General features: G+C 71.3%; 26 protein-coding genes, 2 tRNA genes and 1 pseudogene. 14 read left to right on the top strand and 15 right to left on the bottom strand.

Going from position 1 to position 22,957, the window contains the following annotated elements; translation table 11 throughout:
• Nucleotides 1-47: 47 nt before the first annotated feature.
• From RBJ65_RS14030 to RBJ65_RS14015, 4 genes are all read right to left on the bottom strand, one after another.
• A complete protein-coding gene (locus tag RBJ65_RS14030; RefSeq protein WP_306324075.1) occupies nt 48-944 on the bottom strand; it encodes an amidohydrolase family protein in 897 nt (298 codons plus the stop codon).
• On the bottom strand, nt 937-1,305 hold the full coding sequence (locus tag RBJ65_RS14025) for an antibiotic biosynthesis monooxygenase (RefSeq protein ID WP_372341464.1): 369 nt from the start codon (nt 1,303-1,305) through the stop codon (nt 937-939). Before RBJ65_RS14025 ends, RBJ65_RS14030 begins: the two co-directional genes overlap by 8 nt.
• A gap of 66 nt (nt 1,306-1,371) precedes the next feature.
• Nucleotides 1,372-2,253 (bottom strand): DUF2797 domain-containing protein, encoded by an 882-nt coding sequence (locus tag RBJ65_RS14020; protein WP_372341463.1) that lies wholly within the window; start codon nt 2,251-2,253, stop codon nt 1,372-1,374.
• Between the two features lie 83 nt (nt 2,254-2,336).
• Nucleotides 2,337-2,409 (bottom strand) — tRNA-Arg (locus RBJ65_RS14015).
• 438 nt (nt 2,410-2,847) lie between these two features.
• Here RBJ65_RS14015 and RBJ65_RS14010 point away from each other — a divergent pair.
• From RBJ65_RS14010 to RBJ65_RS14000, 3 genes are all read left to right on the top strand, one after another.
• Nucleotides 2,848-3,081, top strand: coding sequence for a hypothetical protein (locus tag RBJ65_RS14010; protein WP_306324073.1), 234 nt, complete (start codon nt 2,848-2,850; stop codon nt 3,079-3,081).
• Nucleotides 3,078-3,245: a hypothetical protein gene (locus RBJ65_RS14005; protein WP_306324071.1), complete on the top strand. Its 168-nt coding sequence runs from the start codon at nt 3,078-3,080 to the stop codon at nt 3,243-3,245. Before RBJ65_RS14010 ends, RBJ65_RS14005 begins: the two co-directional genes overlap by 4 nt.
• Before the next feature lie 170 nt (nt 3,246-3,415).
• A complete protein-coding gene (locus tag RBJ65_RS14000; RefSeq protein ID WP_306324070.1) occupies nt 3,416-3,598 on the top strand; it encodes a hypothetical protein in 183 nt (60 codons plus the stop codon).
• 72 nt (nt 3,599-3,670) lie between these two features.
• Here RBJ65_RS14000 and RBJ65_RS13995 read toward each other — a convergent pair.
• Nucleotides 3,671-3,952 (bottom strand): annotated as a pseudogene (locus tag RBJ65_RS13995) (SAM-dependent methyltransferase); the annotation flags it as partial.
• Between the two features lie 218 nt (nt 3,953-4,170).
• Here RBJ65_RS13995 and RBJ65_RS13990 point away from each other — a divergent pair.
• The 8 genes from RBJ65_RS13990 (at nt 4,171) to RBJ65_RS13955 (ending at nt 7,300) form a co-directional block, all read left to right on the top strand.
• Nucleotides 4,171-4,476: a hypothetical protein gene (locus RBJ65_RS13990; protein WP_306324069.1), complete on the top strand. Its 306-nt coding sequence runs from the start codon at nt 4,171-4,173 to the stop codon at nt 4,474-4,476.
• Nucleotides 4,473-4,598, top strand: coding sequence for a hypothetical protein (locus RBJ65_RS13985; protein ID WP_306324068.1), 126 nt, complete (start codon nt 4,473-4,475; stop codon nt 4,596-4,598). Before RBJ65_RS13990 ends, RBJ65_RS13985 begins: the two co-directional genes overlap by 4 nt.
• A gap of 8 nt (nt 4,599-4,606) precedes the next feature.
• Entirely contained in the window at nt 4,607-4,843 is a 237-nt protein-coding gene (locus RBJ65_RS13980; protein WP_306324067.1) for a hypothetical protein, read from the top strand.
• Nucleotides 4,844-4,878: 35 nt separating this feature from the next.
• A complete protein-coding gene (locus RBJ65_RS13975; protein WP_306324066.1) occupies nt 4,879-5,043 on the top strand; it encodes a hypothetical protein in 165 nt (54 codons plus the stop codon).
• Nucleotides 5,044-5,072: 29 nt separating this feature from the next.
• Nucleotides 5,073-5,294, top strand: a complete 222-nt coding sequence (locus RBJ65_RS13970; protein WP_306324065.1) for a hypothetical protein — start codon at nt 5,073-5,075, stop codon at nt 5,292-5,294.
• A gap of 204 nt (nt 5,295-5,498) precedes the next feature.
• A complete protein-coding gene (locus RBJ65_RS13965; protein ID WP_306324064.1) occupies nt 5,499-5,798 on the top strand; it encodes a hypothetical protein in 300 nt (99 codons plus the stop codon).
• The gene (locus tag RBJ65_RS13960) at nt 5,788-6,126 is read left to right on the top strand and encodes a hypothetical protein (protein ID WP_306324063.1); all 339 of its coding nucleotides are present in this window, start codon (nt 5,788-5,790) and stop codon (nt 6,124-6,126) included. The genes RBJ65_RS13965 and RBJ65_RS13960 overlap by 11 nt, the downstream gene beginning before the upstream one ends.
• A 613-nt stretch (nt 6,127-6,739) precedes the next feature.
• Nucleotides 6,740-7,300, top strand: coding sequence for a tyrosine-type recombinase/integrase (locus RBJ65_RS13955; protein ID WP_306324062.1), 561 nt, complete (start codon nt 6,740-6,742; stop codon nt 7,298-7,300).
• Between the two features lie 62 nt (nt 7,301-7,362).
• Here the strand turns inward: RBJ65_RS13955 and RBJ65_RS13950 are convergent.
• A tRNA-Ser gene (locus tag RBJ65_RS13950) sits at nt 7,363-7,453 on the bottom strand.
• A gap of 164 nt (nt 7,454-7,617) precedes the next feature.
• Between RBJ65_RS13950 and RBJ65_RS13945 the strand changes: the two genes are divergently transcribed.
• Together RBJ65_RS13945 and RBJ65_RS13940 are read left to right on the top strand one after the other, a co-directional pair.
• On the top strand, nt 7,618-8,082 hold the full coding sequence (locus RBJ65_RS13945; RefSeq protein ID WP_306324061.1) for an SSI family serine proteinase inhibitor: 465 nt from the start codon (nt 7,618-7,620) through the stop codon (nt 8,080-8,082).
• Nucleotides 8,083-8,276: 194 nt separating this feature from the next.
• Nucleotides 8,277-12,689 carry a PAS domain-containing protein gene (locus tag RBJ65_RS13940; protein ID WP_306332134.1) on the top strand — a complete coding sequence of 1,471 codons (4,413 nt, stop codon included), beginning with the start codon at nt 8,277-8,279 and terminating at the stop codon, nt 12,687-12,689.
• A gap of 102 nt (nt 12,690-12,791) precedes the next feature.
• On the opposite strand, the gene RBJ65_RS13935 is transcribed toward RBJ65_RS13940, so the two are convergent.
• From RBJ65_RS13935 to RBJ65_RS13895, 9 genes are all read right to left on the bottom strand, one after another.
• Entirely contained in the window at nt 12,792-14,432 is a 1,641-nt protein-coding gene (locus tag RBJ65_RS13935) for a long-chain fatty acid--CoA ligase (RefSeq protein ID WP_306324326.1), read from the bottom strand.
• 155 nt (nt 14,433-14,587) lie between these two features.
• On the bottom strand, nt 14,588-15,109 hold the full coding sequence (locus RBJ65_RS13930) for a SigE family RNA polymerase sigma factor (protein WP_306324317.1): 522 nt from the start codon (nt 15,107-15,109) through the stop codon (nt 14,588-14,590).
• 246 nt (nt 15,110-15,355) lie between these two features.
• A complete protein-coding gene (locus RBJ65_RS13925) occupies nt 15,356-16,126 on the bottom strand; it encodes a glycoside hydrolase domain-containing protein (RefSeq protein ID WP_306324318.1) in 771 nt (256 codons plus the stop codon).
• A 154-nt stretch (nt 16,127-16,280) separates the two neighbouring features.
• A complete protein-coding gene (locus RBJ65_RS13920; RefSeq protein ID WP_306324319.1) occupies nt 16,281-17,447 on the bottom strand; it encodes a lipid-transfer protein in 1,167 nt (388 codons plus the stop codon).
• On the bottom strand, nt 17,444-17,839 hold the full coding sequence (locus RBJ65_RS13915) for a MaoC family dehydratase (protein WP_306324320.1): 396 nt from the start codon (nt 17,837-17,839) through the stop codon (nt 17,444-17,446). The genes RBJ65_RS13920 and RBJ65_RS13915 overlap by 4 nt, the downstream gene beginning before the upstream one ends.
• Nucleotides 17,836-18,993 (bottom strand): acyl-CoA dehydrogenase family protein, encoded by a 1,158-nt coding sequence (locus RBJ65_RS13910; RefSeq protein WP_306324321.1) that lies wholly within the window; start codon nt 18,991-18,993, stop codon nt 17,836-17,838. The genes RBJ65_RS13915 and RBJ65_RS13910 overlap by 4 nt, the downstream gene beginning before the upstream one ends.
• A gap of 1 nt (nt 18,994) precedes the next feature.
• Nucleotides 18,995-19,918: a bifunctional MaoC family dehydratase N-terminal/OB-fold nucleic acid binding domain-containing protein gene (locus tag RBJ65_RS13905; RefSeq protein ID WP_306324327.1), complete on the bottom strand. Its 924-nt coding sequence runs from the start codon at nt 19,916-19,918 to the stop codon at nt 18,995-18,997.
• A gap of 26 nt (nt 19,919-19,944) precedes the next feature.
• Entirely contained in the window at nt 19,945-21,132 is a 1,188-nt protein-coding gene (locus RBJ65_RS13900) for an acyl-CoA dehydrogenase family protein (protein ID WP_306324322.1), read from the bottom strand.
• A 245-nt stretch (nt 21,133-21,377) separates the two neighbouring features.
• The gene (locus RBJ65_RS13895; protein WP_306324323.1) at nt 21,378-21,689 is read right to left on the bottom strand and encodes a hypothetical protein; all 312 of its coding nucleotides are present in this window, start codon (nt 21,687-21,689) and stop codon (nt 21,378-21,380) included.
• Between the two features lie 373 nt (nt 21,690-22,062).
• Between RBJ65_RS13895 and RBJ65_RS13890 the strand changes: the two genes are divergently transcribed.
• Nucleotides 22,063-22,956, top strand: a complete 894-nt coding sequence (locus RBJ65_RS13890; RefSeq protein WP_306324324.1) for a bifunctional DNA primase/polymerase — start codon at nt 22,063-22,065, stop codon at nt 22,954-22,956.
• Nucleotide 22,957: the final 1 nt, after the last annotated feature.

The following is a 22,957-nucleotide window of genomic DNA, read 5'->3' as shown; positions in this document are numbered from 1 at the left end:
CTTTCCCGAACCTGTGAAAACTCTGAGAAACCGGTGAGCGACGGGGTTCAGCCGGAGCCGGGGTCGAGCCCGAACAACGCGGCGGCATTGTTCCGGCACACGCCCCGCACCCAGTCGTCCCCCAGCCCAAGGCCCTCGACGGCCTCCAGCTGATGCACGTACGGATACGGAATGTTCGGGAAGTCGCTCCCGAGCAGCACCCGGTCGCCGAGCTCGACGAGCCGCCCCAGCTCCCCCTTCGGGAACGGCGCCTGCCGCTCGACGAAGTCGGTGAACGCCATGGTCGTGTCCAGGCGCACCTCCCGGTACCGCTCGGCGAGCTCAAGGAAGTCCGTGTACTCGGGCATCCCCATGTGCGCGACGACGAGCGGCAGCCGCGGATGCCGGGCGAGCAGCCGCGCGATCGGCTCGGGCCCGGTGTGCTTGCCGGGCGCGGGCCCGGACCCGCAGTGCGTCACGATCGGCACGCCGGCCTCGGCGAGCATCCCCCACACGGGGTCGAGCAGCGGATCGTTCGGCTCGTACGCCCCCACCTGCACGTGCGCCTTGAACACCCGCGCCCCCGCCTCCAGCGCCTCGCGTACGTACGTCTCGACGCCCGGCTCGGGGAAGAAGGTGGCGGTGTGCAGGCAGTCGGGCGTACGGGCGGCGAAATCGGCGGCCCACTCGTTCAGCCACCGCGCCATCCCCGCCTTGTGCGGATACAGCATCGAGGTGAAGGCCTCCACCCCGAACTCCCGCAACCGGGCGAGCCGTTGGCCCTCCTCCTCCCGGTACGTGATCGGCCACTCGCTCCCGACGAGCGGCCCGGCCGAGTCGAAGTACGCCCACACCTTGCGGAGCACCCGCTCGGGCATGAAGTGGGTGTGCACGTCGACGAGGCCGGGCAGCCGGTACCGCTCGCGGAACGCGGCAACGCGCCCCGCCTCTTCGCCGCTACTCACGCACGAACCCGGTGCTGCGCTCGACCTTCGCCACGTGCACGGTGTACCGCTCGTACCACTCGGCGCGCCCCTGCTTCTGCACGGCGCGGTGCTCGCCGACGGACCGCCACTGCTCGATGGCGGCGGAGTCCCGGAAGTACGACACGGTGATCCCCAGCCCGCCGGGCGTCCGCGCGGACTCGTGCCCGAGGTACCCCGGGATCTCCTTGACCAGCTCGTCCATCCGGTCGGCTGCCTCCCCGTACCCGCGGTCCCCCTCGGTCCGCACGGAGCTGAACACTACGACGTAGTAAGGCGGTTCAAAAGCGGGCAACGGCTGGGGCGCCGCCGCCCCGTCAGCCACATCGGCGTGAACACTCATGTCCATACGATCTCCTGTTCCCGGGCGCGGGGAAAGGGATTTGGCCGAGGACCGACCGCCAACTGTCTAAAACAGCCCACCCTGCACCCCGGGAACCTCCCGCACCTCGGGCCCCACCCCACCGGCCCCCTCCGCCACGCGCTCCAACGGCCACCCGGCCAGCACCCGCGTATCGACGACGAGCCGCCGCCCGGCCTCCTCGACGAGATGCAGATCGGGCCCAGCGGCGGCAACCACCCGCCCCGCCACGACATCCCCCTCCCGCAACCCGCTCACCACGGCATCCACCCGGTCGATCGCCCCGAGCCCGAACGCCTCCCCGTGATCCACCGCCTCGCACGGCAGCCGCTCCAACGACTCGGGCCACCCCACGAGCCCCGCCACCACCGCATGCGCCCGCTCCAACTCAGCGCCCCGCTCCCCGGCCCCCGCCAACGAGCCCCGCACCGCGCGCTTCCTCTCGTACGGAATCCGGTCCGGCACCCCGAGCGCCACCCGCAGCAACTCCTCGGCCCGCCGCGCCGCCATCAACGGCCCCCGCCCCAGCCACGTAAACGCGACGGCCCCCTGCTCGAGCAACCGGTCACTCCCCCTCCGCACCCCCGTGATCCCCACCTTCACGAGCCCGTCCCCGAACCACGCCAAATACACGTGGTACGGCCGCGGATCATCGGCGATCGTGTCCGCCGCCACCGACCGCGCCCGGTCGATCGCGGCACACTCCGCACACTGCGCCCGCGTCCCCCGCACCGGCACGGAGTCCCGCCCCGGACACGCGGTCCACCGCCCCGCGCGCCACACCCCAAGGCACCGCCGCTCCCCGCCGACCCGAAACGCGACGTCGTCCCCGAACCGCAGCCCGCTTTCCCGCTCGCCCCCACCGTCACCCACCCACCCGAAAACCGGCCCGCCCCCACGCCACCGCATCCCGGTGCACCACCACGTCATACGAGCCAGGATGACGCACGCCACTGACATCCCCGGAAAACGCAAAAGGCCCCGGACTATTCGTCCGGGGCCTCTTACCTGTGTGCACTCGGCAGGATTCGAACCTGCAACCTTCTGATCCGTAGTCAGATGCTCTATCCGTTAAGCTACGAGTGCTTGTTTTTTCTTTTGTTGTTGTCTCCGCTCCCGGCCTTTCGGCCCGTCCCGGCGACAAGAAGAACATTACATGACTGCCGCCGCCATGTGAAATCCATTCGCCTCACCCTGCCTGACCTGCAAAAACGTGCCTGGAGGCGACTCGGTCGTCGGACCGTGCCGACCGCGGCGAGCGGGCCCGGGAGCCGGGGGCGGAGGGATTTGCAAAGGGGCTGTTCCGCCTCGGTGGCTCACGGCCAAGGGTGTGTGGGACCCGCAACGGGCCCCGTGATCAACTTTCCTCCCCCTGGCCCCGCCGTCTAGCGTCCCCCGGGCACGTCGACGTCCGGGGGGACGACTCAAGCGGAGCGAGACAGTGAAGCAGCGTCCACCCCTCCTGCGGCCGGAAGGCCCGAAGACACGTCCCGTGCAGGCGTCTGCGTCGGCGGCCTGGTGATCATGCGGATCGAGCCCCGGCCCATGAACATCGACGGGTGGGTCCGCTTCCAGCACTCCCGGCGCAAGGTCCACATCTTCGTAGGGGCCTTGTTCGTCCTCGGGGTCGTCGGCATCGCGCAGGGCTTCACGCCCGATGCCTGGTGGGTGCTCACCGGCTCCGTCGTGGCCGGCGTGGCCTTCGAGCTGTTCTGCCGCCGCGTCAAAGCCCGCCAGCCGGAGAGTTTCCGCCGATGAGGCCACGTGGGGACCGGTGGCGGACGTTCGTGGGCCTGCACACGGACCCGCCAAGGCAGTTCACCGCCCAGGAGATCGCGGTGAACACCGTCATCGCCGCCGTCGTCTTCGGCGCCATGGGGCTCGCCATCGGCTCCGGAGCACGAAGGCGAGGGCGAAGATGAGTAAGCCCACGCGACTCGTCCTTTATGCCTTGGTCGTGTTGGCCGTCATGGGCATCATCCGCGCCGGCACGGGAAAGTGGAGCGCCGTCATCAACGGCGGGTCCGTTTTCTCGGCTCCGTGAGCTGGAACTACATCCACGCCCGGCGCATCGAGCGGCGCGGGAACGACGATGATCGTTAACGTCTTGGTCCGGATCATGTACGCGCTGTTCTTCGGCGACTGGAACCTGCGCCGGGCCACAGCGCCCCGCGACCAGCAACTCGGCGGCTCCGGCACGCGCATCAGCCGGTTCACGGCCACTCGTACCGGCCTCGCCGGAAGGTGCCGCACACCCAGCCACATGAACTGGTAGCCAGGGCGGGCGTGCCGCTTCCACTCGAACCGGCGGGACGGCGGTCCGGCTCACCCCGGGGGCTGAGTGTGATCACCTGCGGGTGGCCCGGACGATCAAGGTTCCGATGTAACCCCGCTGCGGGGCGTCGAGCACGCCGGCCTGTGCCTCAGTGAATCCAGCGGTCCGAAGCAGCTCTTCCCAGGTCTCTGGGGTGTGGCTGTACCGGTACGTGAACAGGGCCGGCCCGGCGAAACCGCCCTTGTACATGCCCTGCGGCCCGTACGCGCCGGGGATCGCGGGAGGCTGCGAGAAGACGAAGAACACCCCGCCGGGGTTGAGGCGTTGAGTGACCAAGGGCACGAGGAGTTCGGGCCCGGGCCCGTGGCCACCAGGCCGCCCCACCTCGGTGGCTCGCGACCGAGGGTGGCTGTGCCAGTTGGTGCCATCACCGTGCCATCAAGAGGCACGTTGGCCCGGCGTGTGAGACCCGCAACGAACCCCATGATCGATTTCCATCGCGCTCGGCCCGCCGCCTAGCGTCCCCCGGACACACCGACAGCCGGGGGGCTAATCGAGCGGGAGCAAGAGCAGTGCCCAGGTGGATCGATGCATGGCGCGAGGCGTCCCTACCCAAGCGGGTCACCGCCGTCGCCGGAACCGTGGCCGTAGCCGCGACGTTCGCCCTGGACGCGTTCGGGGTGCGCCCCGTCTCCGAGTGGCTCTCGCGCCGTGACCACGGGCGCGGCTTCGCGGACGTCCACAGCCTCGTCGACTGGACGCTCATCGTCATCGTCGTAGCCGTCGCCACCCTCTGGCACATAGGACAGCGCCGCCTGAACGCCAAGGCCGCCGCCTGGGGCCGCCGCATGCGCGAGCGCCGCCGGACCGTCCGATGAGGGGCGGGGGCGGCGGGTACATCCCGACCGACCTGCCGCACGACCAAGGGATAGTCGTCGCGATCATCGCGTCCGCCATCGTGATCGGGGTCGTCGTCCACATGTTCCGGAGGCGCAAGTGAGGCGGCCCGTGCCCGGAGGCTTGTGGTCGTACGTCTCGCTCGCCGTGGGCGTCGCCCTCTACGCCGGAATGGTCATGAGCCACCACGGCTGGGCTCGCTGGTTCTGGGCGGCCGTCTGCGTCTGGGCCGTCAGCTACCAAGTGCGGACCATCCGCAGCGACCGGCAGGCGCCCGCCCGGCAGCGCCAGGCCGAGCTGGAGCGCCTCGACCTGCTCATGCGGCGCGAGGTACGGAGGCGGCGATGAAAGTACGTACGCAGCGACGGGTGTTCGTCAGTGGCATGTCCCTCGCAATCGTCGGGAACCTCATGCTTCTCGTGACCAGCCACGACTCGGTCTGGCCGACTGCGGTGTCGGCCGTCGCCGTGGCGTGCCAGTTCGCCGCAGTCGGCATCTCGCTGCGCGACTTCCGGCGCCGGGAGCAGTGGGACGAGGTCGGCGAATGAAACTGCGTGTGAAGCGGCGCCTACTGTTGATGGGTTCCCACACGGACCCGCCGAAGCAGCTCACCGTTCGTGAGGTCACGTTCATCGTCCTCGTGGCCGTCGTGCTCTTCGGCGCCATGGGGCTCATCATCGGCGACTGGCAGATGGCGATCGGCCTGGGGATCAGCGTCACGGGATCCCAGCTCATCCACCAGTGGTGGTGGCGCCGCACCGGCCAGCCCGAATACGAGGACGAGGAGACCGGCGAATGACGAGGCGGATGTCGTCCGAGACGATCGCGCGCATCGTGGCACTCGGGATCGGCCTGCCCGGTTACCTCGCGGTGCAGGTATGCGTGAGCGGGCGGACCTTCGGGGACGCGTGCCTGAGCCTCGGCATGCTGGTGGTCCTCCGTCTCCTGTTCCGACTGATCGGCGCCTACTGGAAGAAACGGCGACGACGGAAGGAGACTGACGGTGAGTCGCCCCATAGGGCCGATCAGGCCCTCCTCGACCGAAGACCGTGAGGAAGCCCGTGCGGAAGCCATGGGCTGCGTGAGCGGCTGCTTCATCTACGTCTTCGGCGTCGTTCTCGCGGTCGCCGCCGGGGCCGCCGTACAGGCCGTGTGGCACACGAACTGGCTGACGCTCGCGGTCGGGGCGCTCGTGCTGGCCGGTGGGTGCTGGCTCGGCTCCCGGCTCTGGCCGCGTGTGGAGCCGTGCATGGAGCGCTTCGTGCCCGACCCATACCCGGAGGAGGACGAAGATGATCAATAAAATCCTCGTCCGGATCATGTACGCGCTGTTCTTCGGCGGCATGGTTGCCTACGTCGCCCAGGGCCTGTTCCACGACGGCTGGGTGTCCGCAGGCTTCGGGGCCGCTACCGCCGCCGTCTTCGGCGCCTGGAACCTGCGCCGGGCCACCGTGCCCCGCGACCGGCAGCTCGGCGGCATCGGCAGGTTCCTGATCACACCCGCGGGCCTGGCCATCGGCCTTGGCCTGGTGGCGCTGGCCGGGGTGCTGGTCGCGCTCGGCCTGGGCGACTGCCCTCCGTCGGACGGCATGCCGACGACCTGCGATGTGCCCAGCCACATGAACTGGTAGCCACACACGAGGGGCCCCGACCGGGGCGAACGACCGGGGGCCTTTACTGGTTTGTCTTCACCCATGCCTTCGCGACGGCGCACCGTCGGGCGCCAGTGGTGGCGTATGCCACGACGAGTAGGTGAAGGGCTAGCGGGCGGCCTACACAGTTGCCCGGATCAGCATCGTTGCCGGGTTCTGGCCCGCTGGCGGTTCGATGATCTCGGCGTGGACGTCGGTGAAGCCGTGGCGGTGTAGGAACTTGGTCCACTCGTCGGGTGTGTGGTCGTGGCGCATGCCGACCTTGCCCGGCTTGAGCTCCTGACTGCCGGATGGGAGGTGGGAGGTGGGAGGTCCAGTTGAGCCACGTCGACTGGCCCCGCGCATTCACCGCACGGCGCGGGGCGCGCTCCTTGGCGAAGCGGTCCCAGGTCTCGGCGAGCGACATGCAGATGGTTCCTCTCACAGGGGGAAGGGGCCCGCCCCTGAATGTAGAGGGGCGGGCCCCAACTCTCGTGCCTTGCCGCCTACTTGTCCTTGCCCGTGTTGGGCGAGTCGGTGCACCCGGCGTGGCACTGTGTGCACTTCGCGCCCATGTTGGCTCCACGTCCTCCAGGCGCAGGCCGAGGACGAGTTGGACGATACGAAGTCCGAGGCCGGCTGGCGTCAGATCCCGCTCGACGACGAGACGATCCGCGTCCACAGGGCATGGCACAAGCGGAAGATCGAGGAGCGGCTTCAGTGGGGTGAGGCCTACCGGGACTCGGGGCGCGTCTACTGCTACGAGGACGGCTCGGAGTTGAAGTCCGAGTACCTGTCGAGCCGCTTCCGGATCTTGATCGAGCGGTACGGGAACATCCGCGCTCGGGCTGATGACGGTTGGACCGTCGAGCGGATCGCTCGGAAGTACCGCACGACCGAGGACGCGGTGCGCGTAGCTCTCCGGGCGCCGCTGCCACCGGTCCGGTTCCACGATCTACGCCACGGCGCGGCGACGATGCTCATCGCGGCCGGCGTCGACGACAAGTTCGTTTCCGAGGTGCTCGGCCACGCCTCCGTGGCATTCACGAAGGACGTGTACGCGGTCGTCGCCGAAGAAATGGCACAGGACGCGGCACGGAAAATCTCGGCGTTCATCCCCCGCATGGGACGCCCTGCGGCCGTTGGTGCCATCACCGTGCCATCCGGGCTGTGAATTCGCTCCGGAAACGACTCAGGGAGCCCATGCCTTACGACATGAACTCCCTGGTCAGAGTGCGGAGGCGGAGGGATTTGAACCCTCGATGGGGGGTAAACCCCAAACCGCATTAGCAGTGCGGCGCCATAGACCGGACTAGGCGACGCCTCCAGCACAGCCCGTCTCGCGCGGACGCGAGGTGGGTGCGTGCAGATGATGACACAGCGGAGCGCTGCGTCACCAATCGCCCCCCACGGTACTAGGAGGGCAGGCCAGAGGGCAAAGCCTGGGGTGTCGGGCGCAACCCCGGGGTGGGGGCGGGCGTTGGGCACGGCATGTTCACGTCTGTTTCTTCCCGGATTTCATCTCGGCTGCTCGCATCCGCCGCCACCCTCGCCGCCCCGCTCGCCGCCCCGCTCGCCGCCCTCGCCGCCACCCCCGTCGCCGCGCACGCGGACACCGGTGCCGGTGGGCTCGACCGGCTGACCGTCACCGTCGCCGATTCCGACAACGGCGGCGACGGGACGTACGAGCTGGAGTGCCGGCCCGCGGGTGGCACGCACGAGGATCCGGACGGGGCGTGCGGGCGGCTCGACGAGTTGGAGGCGGAGGGCGTGGATCCGTTCGCGCCCGTCGCGGACGACGCGCGCTGCACCATGCAGTACGGAGGCCCCGCCACCGCCCGTATTGAGGGGAATTGGCATGGTCGGGTGGTCGATTCCTCGTACGCGTTGAGCAACGGGTGCGAGATCGCGCGGTGGGAGCGGATGGTGCCCGTGCTGCCTGCGACCGGGCCGTGACCCTGAGTCCATCGGTCACAGGGTCGTGACTCGGCCCGCTCGGGATCAACACATCCTCTACGTGGGCTCCGTCGCATCCGGGACCTCTCGCGCAACCACTGCCCGTAGACTCCCTCCCGTGATACGCCGCGGACCGCGTCGAAGGATGGTCCGGGCGGTCGGCAAGTCGCAGTAATCAGGGAGGAACCGCAGTCGTGAGCAGCAGGCCATCCCGAGGCGCTGCTCGCCTCGCAGCCATACTTGACGCGCTCCCGGACGGGTTGTTGCTGGTCAACACCAACGGGACCGTGGTCAACGCCAACTCGATCGCCCTGGAGGCCTTCGAGGCACCCGGCACGGCACTCGTGGGGCGCGGACTCCTCGACCTCCTCCCCGAGTTCGACTCTCGGCTGATCCCCGGCTCCATGCGCCGGCCCGACACCGTGACCGACGAGCGCGGGCGGACCAAGCCGACGCGGATGACCGCGCGGCGCACCGACTCCAGCGAGTTCCCCGTCGAGGTGACCTCCGCGAATCTCGCCGACAGCGCGCGGGACGCCGTGGATCCGTACGCCACCGGCGCCGGCGGCGGCCCGGGGTACAGCGGGTCCGAACTGCTCATGCTCGTCGTGCGCGACCTGTCGGGAACCGTCGACACCGAGGCCGAACTGGCCCGTTCGCAGCGGCAGACCGAGATGATTCTGCGGGCCGCTTCGGAGGGTGTCGTCGGGACCGACACCGATGGGCGGATCGTGCTCGTCAACCCCGCCGCCGCGCAGATACTCGGCTTCCGGGCCAGTGATCTGGGTGGGCAGGAGCTGCATCCGCTGATCCTGCACTCGCGTCCGGACGGCGAGCCGTTCCCGTACGAGGAGTCCCCGCTCGCCGACACGCTGCGCTCCGGGCGCAAGCACCGGGTGCGCGGCCAGGTGCTGTGGGCCAAGAACGGCGACCGGGTTCCCGTCGACATGACGACGGCGCCGGTGCGCGACGGGGATCAACTGGTCGGCGCCGTCATGACCTTCGCCGACCGCCGCGCGCACGAGAAGCTGACCGTCGAGCACACCGAGGAACTCGCCCGGCGCGACGAGGCCGCCGAGAAGGAGCGCGAGGAGCGCGCCGAAGAACTGCGGCAGGTGCGCGAGGCGAGCGCCGCCGAGCTGGAGCGGGTGCGCGAGGAACTGGGCGCCGAGCTGACCTCCGTACGCGAGACGCTGACCGGTGAGCTCGCGAGCGTGCGCGAGCAGCACTCCGAGGACCTGTCCGCCGAGAAGGAGCGCGGCGCCGCGCTCGCCGAGCGCGAGAAGGACCGTTACGAGGCGCTGGCCGCGCGGCACACGCAGCTGCTCGCCGTGCTCGGGCAGTCGCTGCGCGGGCCGTTGGACGAGCTGCGGAGCGAGCTGAGCCAGCTCGCCGCCGACGACGCCGGGCAGTTGTGGCCCGAGGCCAACCAGGTGCTGCACCATCTGGCCGCCGGTTACTCGCGGATGACGACGCTCGTCGACAACGTGCTCGCCTACCAGACCCTGGACGAGGGCGGTTCCCTGCTCTCCCGTACGAACGTCATGTTCGACGCCGTCGTGGCCGCCGGTGTCGACGGGGCCGTCGAGCTGATCGGGCCGGGCCGCGTGCAGTTCGCCGTGCACGCGCCGCCGATCGAGGCCGAGGTGGACGCGGGGCGGCTCGCGACCGCGCTCGCGCACCTGATCGCCGACGTCGCCGGGATCGACGCCACCGGCAACGCCCGGACGCCCGCCACCACCGGGTACGTCGACTCGACCGTGGTCGTGGCCGCCGCACAGCGCGGGACGAACGTACGAATCGAGGTGCGCGGGCCGTACTCGGGCGGGGACCCGGTGCACGGGCCGATCGTGCACGGCATCGTGCGCGCGCACGGCGGCGTGCTGCAGACGCACGAGGTGCCGGGGATGAGCGGCAGCGCGTACGTCCTCGAAGTGCCGATCGGGACGGGGGCGGGGGCCGGGGTCGTCACCGGTCCGGGGCCGGGTCCGGGTCCGGGTCCGGTCGAGGAGACCGTCCCCGGTGGGGTCCCCGGTGATTCGTCCGGCGAGGTGCCCGCCGAGGCTCCCCTCGACGCTCCCGCCAATGTCTCCGTGGAGCGCGCCGAGTCCCAGGACGCTTCCCCCGAGGCGCACCCGAACCTTCCCGCGCAGGCCACCGGCGGTGGCGGGCGCCGCAGGGCGCGCCGTGCCGCCGGGCCCTCGGTCGACTCGTTCCTGGAGAGCGGCGTTTCCGGCGGCGGACAGTCGACCCCCTCCGGCGGTACGGGCCGCAGGCGCGGACGCCCCGCCCAGGAGGAGGCCGCCGCCGAGGGCGCCGTGGTGACCTCGGCCGAACACGGAACGGCCGCGCCCGCGTTGGGCGACACGGTGCCGCCGCAGGGCGTGCCCGCGCCGACCGGGCGCCGGGCCCGGCGTGCCGGAGGTCAGGAGCAGGCCGCGCTGCCCGCGCTGCCGTCCGGGTCCGCCCCCGACGGGGAGCAGGGCGCCGAACCCGCGCAGGGCGAGCTGGAGTTGGCCGGGGCCGCCTCCGCGCAGCCGACCGGGCGGCGGGCACGGCGTGCGCTCCGCACCGCGCAGGCGGCGCAAGAGGCGCAGGCCGCGCAGCAGCAGGCCGGGCCGCGCGAGGTGTTCGCGCTGCCGCCCGCCGAGGCCGACCGGGTACCGGAGGCCAAGCCCGAGGCGCAGACCGAGGCGCAGACCGCCCCCGGTGACGTACCGCAGGACGAGCCGGACGCCGCCGCCCCCGCGACGCAGGAGAGCGACGCCCGGCCCGCGCCGCAGCCGCAGCCCCTCCCGCTGCCGGACGAGGCGCAGCAGCACGACTCCGCCGAGGCGCACCCGGCCCAGGACCACACCCCGCCGCAGCCGCACCCGGCGCAGGCCACGCCCGCTCAGGGCACGCCCACGCCGCTGCAGGCCACCCCGGCCACGGGTACGGGTACGGGTACGGGTACGGGTACGGGCGCGGCGCTGCCGCCGGAGACGCAGCCCGAGGAGCAGCAGGCAGGCGACGGCCAAAAGGCCACGACCACGACCACGACCCCGGCACAGCCGCAGCCACAACCACAGGCACAGCCGCAGCCGGAACCGAAGCCGCAGCCTGAGCCGCAGACACAGCCGGAGCCGCAGAGCGCCCCGGCCGCCCCCGAAGGCACCTCGGCACCCGCGGAGTCCACGCCCGCACAGGAAACCGCGCCCGCCCCCGAAAGCCCCCCGCAGCCCCGCCCCGCTGCCGCCGCCCAACCGCTGCCCGCCGAGGCCCCGAAGCCCCAGGCCCCGGAGCAGTCCCCGGCCGGTGACACGAACTCGACGCAGGGACGGGCCTTCAGCGTGCGGACGTTGGGGCAGGGTGTGCCCTTCGGACGGCAGGTCGCCGCGCAGCAACCGCGTCGGCCGCAGCCCCCGGTTCCGCCGCAGGCTCCGCCGCGTCCGGGCGCCGCTCCACAGCCGCAGGCCCAGCCGCAGGCAGGGGCCGGTACGCAGGGCGGATCCGGTACGCAGGGCGGAACGCTCGGCGGGTCCGGTCGGCGCCGCAAGCTGTCCAAGCGCGAGGACACCCGGCAGGACCCCCGGCAGGCCACCCGCCAGGAGCAGCCGGACACGGGCAGCACCACGCCCGCCCCGCCACAAGGCACCCCCGCGCAGGGCACCGCCCAGGGCACGCCCCCGCAGGGAACCCAGGCCCGGCCGCACCCGCACCCGCACCCGCAGCCGCAGCCCCCGCTCCTCGCGCCGAACGCCAACGCCTCCGAGGGCAGCGGTCGCGCCTACGCGATCGGCGCCCCCGACCAGGACGGCGTCGAGGGCCCCGAGCCGCTGGACGGTCCCGGCGGAGCCGTCGAGGTCGCCAACCGGCCGCAGCCGATGCCGATGGACGACGAACTGCCGCCCGAGCCGCTCGACAACCCGCGCCGCCTCCTCGTCTGGCCCGCCCCCGACGTGGCGACGCAGCAGGCGCTGAGCGAGCGCGGCTACCGCCCGGTGACCGTGCACTCCCGTGAGGAGGTCGACGCGCAGATCGCGGCGTTCCCCGCCGCCCTGTTCGTGGACCCGCTGACCGGTCCGATCACGCGGACCGCGCTGCAGTCGCTGCGGCAGGCCGCCGTCGCGGCCGAGGTGCCGGTCCTGGTGACCGCGGGCCTCGGACAGGCGACGCGCGAGGCGGCGTACGGCGCCGACCCGGCCGTACTCCTGAAGGCGCTCGCCCCTCGGGACAGCGAACAGCACCCGCCGCGCGTCCTGTTGATCGAGGAGCACGAGGAGATCGCGCTCGCCCTGACCTCGACCCTCGAACGACGTGGGATGCAGGTCGAGCGGGCCTCGAACGACACGGACGCGGTGGCCATCGCGGCGGAACTGCGGCCGAACCTGGTGGTCATGGATCTGCTGCAGGTACGTCGCGGGCAGGCCGGGATCATCGACTGGCTGCGCGCGAACGGGCAGTTGAACCGCACCCCGCTCGTCGTCTACACCGCCGCCGTCGACCACGCCGACCTGCCGCGGCTCGCGGCGGGGGAGACGGTGCTGTTCCTCGCGGAGCGTTCGACGAGCGCCGAGGTGCAGGGCCGAATCGTGGACGTACTGGCGAAGATAGGGACGAATTAGTCGCCCATAGGCGCCCCGCAGGGGTCCCAATACGCGTACGGGGGCGGCCCTTTCGGGCCGCCCCCGTTTCACGTGAAACAGGCCGTCACGACGGACAGGACCTCACAACCGCGTGACGTCCAACTCCCCCTCGGCGTACTGCTTGCGCAGCACCTTCTTGTCGAACTTGCCGACGCTGGTCTTCGGCACCGTGGGGACGATCGTCCACCGCTCGGGCAGCTGCCACTTCGCGATCTTCTCCGCGAGGAACGACCGCAGCGACTCGAAGTCGGCGCTCGCGCCCTCCTTCAACACGACGGTGGCGAGCGGCCGTTCGCCCCACTTGTCGTCGGGGACGGCAACGACCGCGGCCTCGACGACGTCCGGGTGGGACATCAGCGCGTTCTCCAGGTCGACGCTGGAGATCCACTCGCCGCCGGACTTGATGACGTCCTTGGCGCGGTCGGTGAGCGTGAGGTAGCCGTCGGGGCTGATGGTGCCGACGTCGCCGGTCTTCAGCCAGCCGTCCGCGCTGAACTTGTCCTCGGGGCGCATCGGTTCGCTGTCCGCGCCCGCGTAGTACGCGCCCGCGATCCACGGCCCGCGCACCTCCAGCTCACCGGCGGACTCCCCGTCCCAGGGCAGCTGCTCGCCGCCGGGCCCGGTGAGCCGCCCCTCGACTCCGGCCGGGAAGCGGCCCTGCGTGAGCCGGTACGCGAGCTCCTCCTCGCTGCCCGGTTCGGCATGGGCCGGGGGCTGGGCGACGGTGCCGAGCGGGGACGTCTCGGTCATGCCCCAGGCGTGGCAGACGCGCATGCCGAGGTCGTCGAAGGCCTTCATGAGCGAGGGCGGGCAGGCGGCGCCGCCGATGGTGACCTGCTTGAGCACGGAGACGTCGCGCGGCTTCGCGGTGAGCTCGGCGAGCAGGCCCTGCCAGATGGTGGGGACGGCCGCGGCGTGCGTGGGGCGCTCGGACTCGATCATCTCGGCGAGCGGGGCGGGCTGCAGGAAGCGGTCCGGCATCAGCATGTTCACGCCGGTCATGAACGCGGCGTGCGGCAGGCCCCAGGCGTTCACGTGGAACTGCGGGACGACGACGAGCGAGGTGTCGGCGTCCGTGAGGCCCATCGACTGCGTCATGTTGACCTGCATGGAGTGCAGGTAGATCGAGCGGTGCGAGTAGACGACGCCCTTGGGGTCGCCCGTGGTGCCGGAGGTGTAGCACATGGCGGCGGCCCGGCGTTCGTCCAGCTCGGGCCAGTCGTACGTGGTCGGCTTGCCCGCGATCAGCTCCTCGTACTCGTGCACGCGCGCGTGCGCGCCGTCGAGCACGGAGCGGTCGCCGGGCCCGGAGACGACGATGTGCTCGACCGTCGGCAGCTTCGGGAGCAGCGGGGCGATCATCGGGAGCAGCGAGCCGTTGACGATGACGACCTTGTCGGCGGCGTGGTTCACGATCCACACCAACTGCTCGGCCGGCAGGCGGAGGTTGAGCGTGTGCAGGACCGAGCCCATGCTGGGGACGGCGAAGTACGTCTCGACGTGCTCGGCGTTGTTCCACATGAGCGTCGCGACCCGGTCGTCCTCGCGGACGCCGAGGTCGTCGCGGAGCGCGTTCGCGAGCTGGATCGCGCGCACCGCGGCCTCGCGGAAGCTGCGGCGGTGCGGCTCGCCCTCGCCGGTCCACGTGGTGATCTGGGACGATCCGTGCACGAGCGCGCCGTGTACGAGAATGCGGGTCACGGTCAGCGGTACGTCCTGCATCGTGCTCAGCACGGCGTCCTCCCGGTGGGCGCTACGGAGCAGTAGGGGTCCGCTGATTCTCACTGCATACCAGGCGGTATGTCACTACTTCCGGGGATGATCGATCAAGGGATCACCCAAGATCAGCCGCTGGCCATGACGATCACAGCCGCTGGTCACGCCGTGTGCCGCAGCTCCGGGTCCTCGCGGAGCTTGCCGAGCGCCCGGGACACCGCGCTCTTCACCGTGCCGATGGAGACGCCGAGGACCTGCGCCGTCTGGGCCTCGCTCAGGTCCTCGTAGTAGCGCAGCACGACCATCGCCCGCTGCCGCGCCGGGAGTTTGGTGATGGCGCGCCACATCGCGTCGTGCAGCGCCTGCTGTTCGGCGGGGTCCCCGGCCGGCACCTCCGGGTGCTCGGGCAGCTCGTCGCAGACGAACTCGTCGACCTTGCGCTTGCGCCACTGCGAGGTCCGGGTGTTCAGCAGGGCCCTGCGTACGTAGCCGTCGAGCGCCCGGTGGTCCTCGATCCGGTCCCACGCGACGTACGTCTTCGTGAGCGCGGTCTGCAACAGGTCCTCGGCGTCGCACGGGTTCGACGTCAACGACCGGGCGGTGCGCAGCAGCACCGGCTGGCGCGCGCTGACATACGACGCGAACGACGGGTATGTCGTGGGTGCCGAGAGGGTTGCGGTCATGGCTCCACGCTATGAGCGCCCCCTACTTCCGGGGATCGGCCGGAGGTCCCGAAGCGGCGTCCGCCTCAGGTTGTACGAGGGGTGCTGGCCCCACCTCCTGAAGGTGGAGCCAGGGGCGAGGTCCCCTGGGGGTCGACCCTGACTGCTCTTGTCGTACGGGGCCGTGGGCGCGGGCGTGGCCGTGGGCGCGAGGCGCGCGAGGCGTGGCCGTGGGCTCGCCCGGCCGGGCCCCGGTCCGGAGCCCGCTCAGCCGATCCTGGCCACCGGCGCGTCCACCACGTTCCGGTCGATCACCAGCGTACGGCCGCCGTGCCGCTCCTTCACGTTCCCCGCGTACTGGTGGATCCTGCGCTGCGGGTGCCAGGCGCGCGCCTTGAGCACCGGCTCCCGGTAGAGGTGCGGCCGCGTGTGCCAGCGGGCGAACCACATCACCGCGGGCAGGTCGGGAACGCCCGCGCGGCGGGCCGCCTCCATGTGCCGCACCCCGGATCCCGCGCTGCTGTAGAAGCCGGGAACGTACCCCTGCCGGCTCGCCTCGCGGTCCCATGCGCGGACGAACGACAGCGTCGTCCGCGCGCAGCCCTTCTTCCGGTCGTTGTACGCCTCCATGTCGAGGTAGAGCGGGCTGCTCGACCGGATGCCGAGCGCCTTGGCGCGGCCCACCGCGTCCCGCGCCTCGCGCACGCCCTGCGACCACGGGTGGCGCCCGATGCGCACGTCCTTCTTGTGGTGCGCGGTGACGCAGGGCGCCTGCGAGCCCACATAGACCGGCAGGATCCGCCACCCCATGCGGGTCACGGAGCGCACCCAGGCCCGGTCGAGGTTCCGCTGGTGCGGGCAGGCCCTGGCGCGGCCCCCGTAATAGACGCCCACCGCCCGGTACTTCGAGTGCTGCCAGCGCCGCATGGTGTCGAGGGAGGGCGCCCTGCACGCGTCGAAGGCCCGGCCGCGGAAGGTCCGCACTCCGGAGCGCCAGGGCCCCGATGACTCGTCGGCCCCCGCTCTCACGGACGCCACGGCACGAGGCCCCTCCGCCGCGGCCGTCGGCACGAGTCCGACGCCCAGGAGCAGCCACCCGAGACCCAAGGTCAACCATTGCCATCGACATTGCCTGCGCATGGGCCGAGTGAAGCCCCCGTCCCCGCCCAGGAAGCGGGGACACACACCGCGTTCAGCCGTCCGACCCCAGAATCAGACCCGATGTAGGGACGCCGGTGCCCGCCGTGACCAGGGCGGTGGCCGCGCCGGGTATCTGGTTCACGGCCGTGCCGCGCACCTGTCGCACGCCCTCGGCTATGCCGTTCATACCGTGCAGATACGCCTCTCCCAACTGCCCTCCGTGGGTGTTCAACGGCAGCCTCTCCTCCGCCACGAACCCGGCCGCCTCGCCCGGCTTGCAGAACCCGAACTCCTCAAGCTGCATGAGCACGAACGGCGTGAAGTGGTCGTAGAGGATGCCCACGTCGATGTCGTCGGGGCCGAGTCCGGCCGAGCGCCACAGCTGCCGTGCCACGACGCTCATCTCGGGCAGCCCCGTGAGTTCGTCCCGGTAGAAGCTCGTCATCTGCTCCTGCGCGCGGCCCGCGCCCTGCGCCGCCGCCCGGATCACCGCGGGCGGGTTCGGCAGCTCGCGGGCCCGCTCCACGCTCGTGACGACGATCGCCTGCCCGCCGTCCGTCTCCTGACAGCAGTCGAGCAGCCGCAGCGGGTCGACGATCCAGCGCGAGGCGGCGTGGTCCTCCAGCGTGATCGGCTTCTCGTAGAAGTACGCCGCCGGGTTCGTCGCCGCGTATTTGCGGTCGGTGACCGCGACATGGCCGAAGGCCTCGGGGGTCAGCCCGTACGTGTGGAGATAGCGCTGCGCCGTCATCGCCACCCAGGACGCCGGAGTGAGCAGCCCGAACGGCAGGTTCCAGCCGAGCGCCACTCCTTCCACGGACGGCTCCCGGTGCTGCACTCCGGAGCCGAAGCGCCGGCCCGAGCGCTCGTTGAACGCCCGGTAGCAGACGACGACATCGGCCACTCCGCTCGCCACGGCGAGGGCCGCCTGCTGGACGGTGCCGCAGGCCGCGCCGCCCCCGTAGTGCACCCGGGAGAAGAAGGACAGCTCCCCGATGCCCGCGGCCTGCGCCACGGTGATCTCGGGGTTGGTGTCCATGGTGAAGGTGACCATGCCGTCGACATCGGCCGGGGTGAGGCCCGCGTCGTCGAGCGCCGTGTGCACCGCCTCCACGGCGAGCTTCAGCTCGCTGCGCCCCGAGTCCTTGGAGAACTCGGTGGCCCCGATGCCGACGATGGCCGCCTGCCCACCGAGCCGGTCCGCTCCGCGCACGCTCATGCCGCGCTCCCCTCGGGGACGGTGACCGTGACCGTGCCGGTCACGTGGTTGCCCAGGCCGTTCCTGCCGACGACCTTCACCTGCGCCGTGCCGCCGTCCACCTCGCTGATCGTTCCGCTCAACACCATCGTGTCGCCCGGGTAGTTCGGGGCCCCCAGGCGTATCGCGACCTTACGTAGAGTCGCGGCAGGCCCGAAGTGGTCGGTGATGTACCGCCCCACCAAGCCGTTCGTCGTCAGGATGTTCATGAAGATGTCGGGGGAGCCCTTCTTCGCCGCCAACTCGGCGTCGTGGTGCACGTCCTGGTAGTCACGGGACGCGATGGCCCCGGAGACGATCAGCGTCCGGGTGATCGGGATCGTCAGGTCCGGAAGCTCCTGTCCTGCCTTCATGCGGCCACACCTCCGTCGTCGACGCCCTCGCCGGCCTCGTCGCTCGCTCCGGTCTCTCCGGTCTCTGCGGTCTCTCCGGACTCTCCGGACTCTCCGGTCTCTCCCGAGGCGATCAATTCGCCCAGCTCCTCCAGGAGTTCGGGCCCGCACCCCAGGTATCCGTCCAGCTGCCTGCCCCACAGGAAGTGCCGGTGCACCGGATGGTCCAGGTCGGCGCCCATGCCGCCGTGCAGATGCTGGCCCGTGTGCACGACCCGCTTGCCGGCCTCCGCCGCCCACCAGGCCGCGGTCAGCGCATGACTCCCGTAAGGGAGTCCGACGTCGCGCCGCCAGGCCGCCTCGTACGTGGTGACCCGGATCGCCTCGATGTCCATGTACGCCTCCGCGGCGCGGAGTTGGACTCCCTGTTTCGCGGCGAGCGGCCTGCCGAACTGCTCCCGCTCGTTCGTGTACTCCACGGCCCTGGCAAGGGATCCCGCGCCGACCCCGGCCTGCAGCCCGGCGAACGCGGTCCGCGCGGCCGCGAGCACGTCCGCGTACGCACCGGGGCCACCGATCCGCTCCGCTTCCACGCCGTCGAGGACGAGCCGCCCCGCGGACCAGGGCGCGGTCAGCTCGACCGGCTCGCAGCCGGCGTCCCCGGCCCGCACCATCCACAGGCTGTGGACAGAGCTTCCGGTTTCACCCCGCACCGCCACCAGTACGTGCGTCGCGTCCCGCAGCCACGGCACCCAGGGCACGACCCCGGTCAGCCGCGCGCGCTCCGCCCCGTCCGACAGGGCGTCCACCACGATCCCACCGCGCGCGGGAAACGCCCCGGCCGCCACGGCCGAACCCTCCCGAAGCCCGGGCAGCAGCCGCTCCCGCTGCTCGTCCGTGCCGTGCGCCGCCACCGCGAGCAGTCCGTACACACAGCTCGCGGCGAACGGCACCTGCGCCGTCGTCCTGCCCTGCTCCTCCAGCATCAGGGCGAGCCCGAGCAGCCCGGTCTCCTCCACCGCGCCCACGAGGCCCGCCGCGCCCAGCTCCTTCCAGAGCTCGCCGTCCGTGCCGCCGCCGAGGCCCGCAAGCCGCTCCGGCGTGGACAGGTCGGCGAAGATCCGCGCGGCCAGCTCCCGCGCCGCCTCCTGCTCCTGGGTAGGGGTGAAGTCCACGTCAGACCTCCTCGACCACACGGAAGACGGGCAGCTCCAACTCGTCGTCCACAGCGAGGAATTCGAGCCGTACCGGCATCCCGATCCGCACCTTGTCGGACGGCACGCCCACCACGTTGCTCACGATGCGCACACCCTCCGCCAGCTCGATGAGCCCCACCGCGTACGGCGGATCGAAGGCGGGGAAGGGCGGGTGGTGCATGACCACGTAGCTGTAGACGGTGCCCTCGCCGCTCGCCGCCACGGTGTCCCACTCCTGCCCACCGCAGGTGTTGCACCCCGGCAGCCAGGGGAAGCGCAGCGTCTCGCACGCGCGGCAGCGCTGGATGAGCAGCCGGTGCTCGGCCACGCCCTCCCAGAACCCCGCGTTGTCCCGGTTGACGACGGGCCGCGGCCGCCGGCCCCGGTCCTTCTTGGCCGCCGCTTGCGACGAACTCCGCTTGGCGGGCGTGTACTTCAGGATCCGGAACAGATGCGTCCCGGCGACCTCCCCACCCACCCGTACGTTCATCCGCGTCGTGATGAAGTGCCCGGTGCCCAGCTTCGTCGTCTTCAGCGGCGAGACCGACTCGATCACCGAGTCGTACGTGATCGCGTCGCCCGGCCGCAGGGGCCGCAGATACTCCTGCTCGCAGTCCGTGGCGACGACCGAGGTGTACCCCGCGCCGTCGAGCAGCGCGAACAGCTCGTCGTGGGCGGGCGAGCGCCCCTCGTAACTGGTCAGGCCCGCCATCGTCCAGGCCTGCAGCATGGTCGGCGGCGCGATCGCGTCCGGCCCCTGGTACGCGGGGTTCGTATCGCCCATGGCCTCGCACCAGTGCCGGATCATCGGCGCGTTGACCGGGTCAAGGCCCGCGGCCTCGGTGGCCGCCACCCGCCCCTCGAAGGCCTTCAACTTCTCGTACGCCAGGGGCTCGTGGCCCATGAACTCCTGTCCCGCAACTCCCGCGCTCACCGCTTCCCCCTCCGCATCCCGAGCCGCATCGTCGCGACGATCTCGCGCTGCACCTCGCTCACCCCGCCGCCGAACGTATTGATCTGCGCCGCGCGGTTCATCCGCTCCAACCCGCCGTCGCCCACCCCCGCTTCATCGCCGAGCGAACCGGGCGAACCGGCCCGCACCCACCCGCTGTCACCCGCGATCTGCTGACATATTCGATACGTCTCGACCGCTGATTCCGTTCCCGCGAACTTCACGCCGCTGGCGTCCCCGGGGGCCAGCCGGCCCGCCCCGACATCCCCCACCAAACGCCAGTTGAGCAGGCGCGTTGCCGCCAACCTGGCATGCGCCTCGGCGAGCTGGGATCTCACCCATGAGGTGTCAACACGGCGCTCCCCGGTCACCGGATCGGGGGTGCGGGCGGCGGTGGCCACCCGCTCGTAGAAGTCCTCGGCCTGCATCCCGATCGCGGCGAGGGCGACCCGCTCGTGATTGAGCTGATTGGTGATCAGCCCCCAGCCCGCGTTCTCCTCACCGACCAGGTTCGAGCCGGGGACCCGGATGCCGTCGTAGTACGTGGCCGTCGTGGTCAGGCCTCCGACGGTCTCGATCGGGGTCCACGAGAAACCGGGCGCGTCGGTCGGCACGAGGATGATCGAGATGCCCTTGTGCTTGGGCGCCTCGGGGTCGGTGCGGCAGGCCAGCCAGATCCAGTCGGCGTTCTGCGCGTTCGACGTGAACACCTTCTGCCCGTCGATCACCCAGTCACCGGTGGCCGCGTCCCGCACCGCGCGTGTGCGCAGCGACGCGAGGTCGGTGCCCGCCGAAGGCTCGCTGTAACCGATCGCGAATACCAGGTCGCCCTTGAGGATCCGGGGCAGGAAGTAGGCCTTCTGCTCCTCGGTGCCGTACTTCATGAGCGTCGGGCCGACCGTGTTGAGCGTGACCATGGAGACCGGCGCACCGGCCCGGTAGGCCTCGTCGAAGAACACGAACTGCTCGTCCGCGCCGCGCCCCTGGCCGCCGTACTCGACGGGCCAGCCGAGGCCGAGGAGGCCCTCGGCGCCGATCCGGCGCAGCACCCGGCGCTGTTCGCCCGGGTCGTCGGCGGCCGGTGGGCCGCCCGGCATCAACGTACGGAATCTCTCACGCAGCTGGGCGCGCAGCTCGCGCTGGCGCTCGGTGGGGGCGAGGTGCACGGCGGCTGCCCTCCAGGACTGGCCTCGTACCGACAAGGGTTTCTGACTGTCCGTCAGATACCGTCGGGTGTCAAGAGATCGACCACGTCACGGCACGCGCGCGTACACATCACGGCACGCGCGCGGTCGCCGTCACCGCCACGCGCGCGTAGTCGCAGAACACGCCTGCGCGGCGGCACCGAAGCACCGCCGCGCAGACTGTCACGCACCCCACGGAAGACCCCCGCCGAGCAGGAGCCGGTGGGTTACCAGAGCTCGGTGAAGTTCACGGTCACGTTCTCGTTCGACTGGTCGATCGCCGTGAATCCGGAGCCGTTCGCCTGAGCCGTGTTGCTCTGGTTCGAGGCGCCGTCGCCGACGGCCTGCTGCTGCGTGGTGGACGAGTTGCCGCTGTTGTCGTCACCGACACCGCTGCCGTTGACCGACGCCACACCCGCGTTCGATCCGTCGTCCGCGAAGGAGCCGTTGTCCGCCATGGCCACCCCGGAGAAGAGGGCTGCGGCGAGGGGCAGTGCGGCGACGGCGGCGATGGCGCGGGCGGTACGGATGGAAGCCATGTCTATTCCTCCAGAACAGGAAGTACGCTCCGGGCGCTCGGACGGGGGTCCCGCCACCCGGTAAGTACGGGGATGTGCCCAGGTAGTTGGCCGACCACCTCGGCGAAGTTCACGACGTCGCGAATCCAGAGTTGCCCACCGAATCCCCGGCGAACCACCCCGGAAGCCGCTATTCGCTCTCAAGCGTGAGGACAAGTCGATAAACCCGCTTCACTACCGGAAAACCCCAGCTCAACCCTGATTACGCCACCTGGGGACCAGCCCTCCCCAAGCACCCCAAACGGCGAAGCGTTTCAGCACATTTTTGGTAAACGCTCCCCTCCGGAGGCCAGCCCCACTTCCCTTCTTCGAACACTCGTACGAAAATGGGGGCATGGCCACCATGGACCGGCACTCACTCTGCTCCCCACCGCACCCGCCCCTCGCGACCCTGGCCCTCGCGCACGCCCTGTCCGCCGCCGAACGCGGACTCGCCGTCATCCCTCTGGCCAGGACCAAACTCCCCGCGCTGCCCTCACCGCACCGCGACGACCCGCCCTCGACCCCGCGCTGCCACGGGGAATGCGGGCTGCCCGGACACGGCGTGTACGACGCGACGACCGATCCGCGCCGCATCCGCGCGCTCTTCGCGGCGGCGCCGAGGGCGACCGGCTACGGCATCGCCTGCGGCCTCGCCCCGCACCACCTGATCGGCGTCGACCTGGACACCAAGTCCGGTACGAACGCCTCCGCTTCGCTGCGTGAGCTGGCCTTACGGCATCTCTTCACGATCCCCGACACCGTGGTCGTGGCCACCCCCAGCGGCGGCCGGCACCTGTGGCTGTCCGGGCCGCCGGACGTCGTGGTGCCCAATTCCGCGGGGCGCCTCGCCCCCGGGATCGACATCCGGGGCGCGGGCGGCTATCTCGTGGGCCCCGGCTCACGCACGGAGCACGGCGTCTACAGCACGGTCCCCGGCACCGCCCATCTGCCGCCCGCGCCCTGCCCACCGGCGCTTTTGCGCCTGCTCACGCCCCCGCCACGCGCGCACCACCCCGCGCCGGGCCGTCCGGGTCAACACGGTCTGGGCCTCGTCCAGTTCGTTCTGAGCGCCCATGAGGGCCAGCGCAACACGCGCCTCTTCTGGGCGGCCTGCCGCGCGTACGAGAGCGGCATCGGGGACAGCCTCGTGGACGCCCTGACGGACGCGGCGGTCCGCACCGGCCTGACGGAACGCGAGGCCCGCTCCACGATCGCCTCGGCGGCCCGGCTCACGGCGGGGCCGTAGA

Source organism: Streptomyces sp. KL109B, assembly GCF_030766935.1.
Taxonomy (GTDB): domain Bacteria; phylum Actinomycetota; class Actinomycetes; order Streptomycetales; family Streptomycetaceae; genus Streptomyces.
This window is presented reverse-complemented; position numbering and strand designations above follow the sequence as displayed.

Excerpts from the sequence above, each read along its gene's own strand:
- RBJ65_RS14025 (WP_372341464.1), bottom strand. The coding sequence starts at position 1,305 with ATGAGTGTTCACGCCGATGTGGCTGACGGGGCGGCGGCGCCCCAGCCG.
- RBJ65_RS14020 (WP_372341463.1), bottom strand. The coding sequence starts at position 2,253 with ATGACGTGGTGGTGCACCGGGATGCGGTGGCGTGGGGGCGGGCCGGTT.
- RBJ65_RS14010 (WP_306324073.1), top strand. The coding sequence starts at position 2,848 with ATGCGGATCGAGCCCCGGCCCATGAACATCGACGGGTGGGTCCGCTTC.
- RBJ65_RS14005 (WP_306324071.1), top strand. The coding sequence starts at position 3,078 with ATGAGGCCACGTGGGGACCGGTGGCGGACGTTCGTGGGCCTGCACACG.
- RBJ65_RS14000 (WP_306324070.1), top strand. The coding sequence starts at position 3,416 with ATGATCGTTAACGTCTTGGTCCGGATCATGTACGCGCTGTTCTTCGGC.
- RBJ65_RS13985 (WP_306324068.1), top strand. The coding sequence starts at position 4,473 with ATGAGGGGCGGGGGCGGCGGGTACATCCCGACCGACCTGCCGCACGAC.
- RBJ65_RS13975 (WP_306324066.1), top strand. The coding sequence starts at position 4,879 with ATGTCCCTCGCAATCGTCGGGAACCTCATGCTTCTCGTGACCAGCCAC.
- RBJ65_RS13970 (WP_306324065.1), top strand. The coding sequence starts at position 5,073 with ATGGGTTCCCACACGGACCCGCCGAAGCAGCTCACCGTTCGTGAGGTC.
- RBJ65_RS13960 (WP_306324063.1), top strand. The coding sequence starts at position 5,788 with ATGATCAATAAAATCCTCGTCCGGATCATGTACGCGCTGTTCTTCGGC.
- RBJ65_RS13945 (WP_306324061.1), top strand. The coding sequence starts at position 7,618 with ATGTTCACGTCTGTTTCTTCCCGGATTTCATCTCGGCTGCTCGCATCC.
- RBJ65_RS13935 (WP_306324326.1), bottom strand. The coding sequence starts at position 14,432 with ATGCAGGACGTACCGCTGACCGTGACCCGCATTCTCGTACACGGCGCG.
- RBJ65_RS13930 (WP_306324317.1), bottom strand. The coding sequence starts at position 15,109 with ATGACCGCAACCCTCTCGGCACCCACGACATACCCGTCGTTCGCGTCG.
- RBJ65_RS13920 (WP_306324319.1), bottom strand. The coding sequence starts at position 17,447 with ATGAGCGTGCGCGGAGCGGACCGGCTCGGTGGGCAGGCGGCCATCGTC.
- RBJ65_RS13915 (WP_306324320.1), bottom strand. The coding sequence starts at position 17,839 with ATGAAGGCAGGACAGGAGCTTCCGGACCTGACGATCCCGATCACCCGG.
- RBJ65_RS13905 (WP_306324327.1), bottom strand. The coding sequence starts at position 19,918 with ATGGGCCACGAGCCCCTGGCGTACGAGAAGTTGAAGGCCTTCGAGGGG.
- RBJ65_RS13895 (WP_306324323.1), bottom strand. The coding sequence starts at position 21,689 with ATGGCTTCCATCCGTACCGCCCGCGCCATCGCCGCCGTCGCCGCACTG.
- RBJ65_RS13890 (WP_306324324.1), top strand. The coding sequence starts at position 22,063 with ATGGCCACCATGGACCGGCACTCACTCTGCTCCCCACCGCACCCGCCC.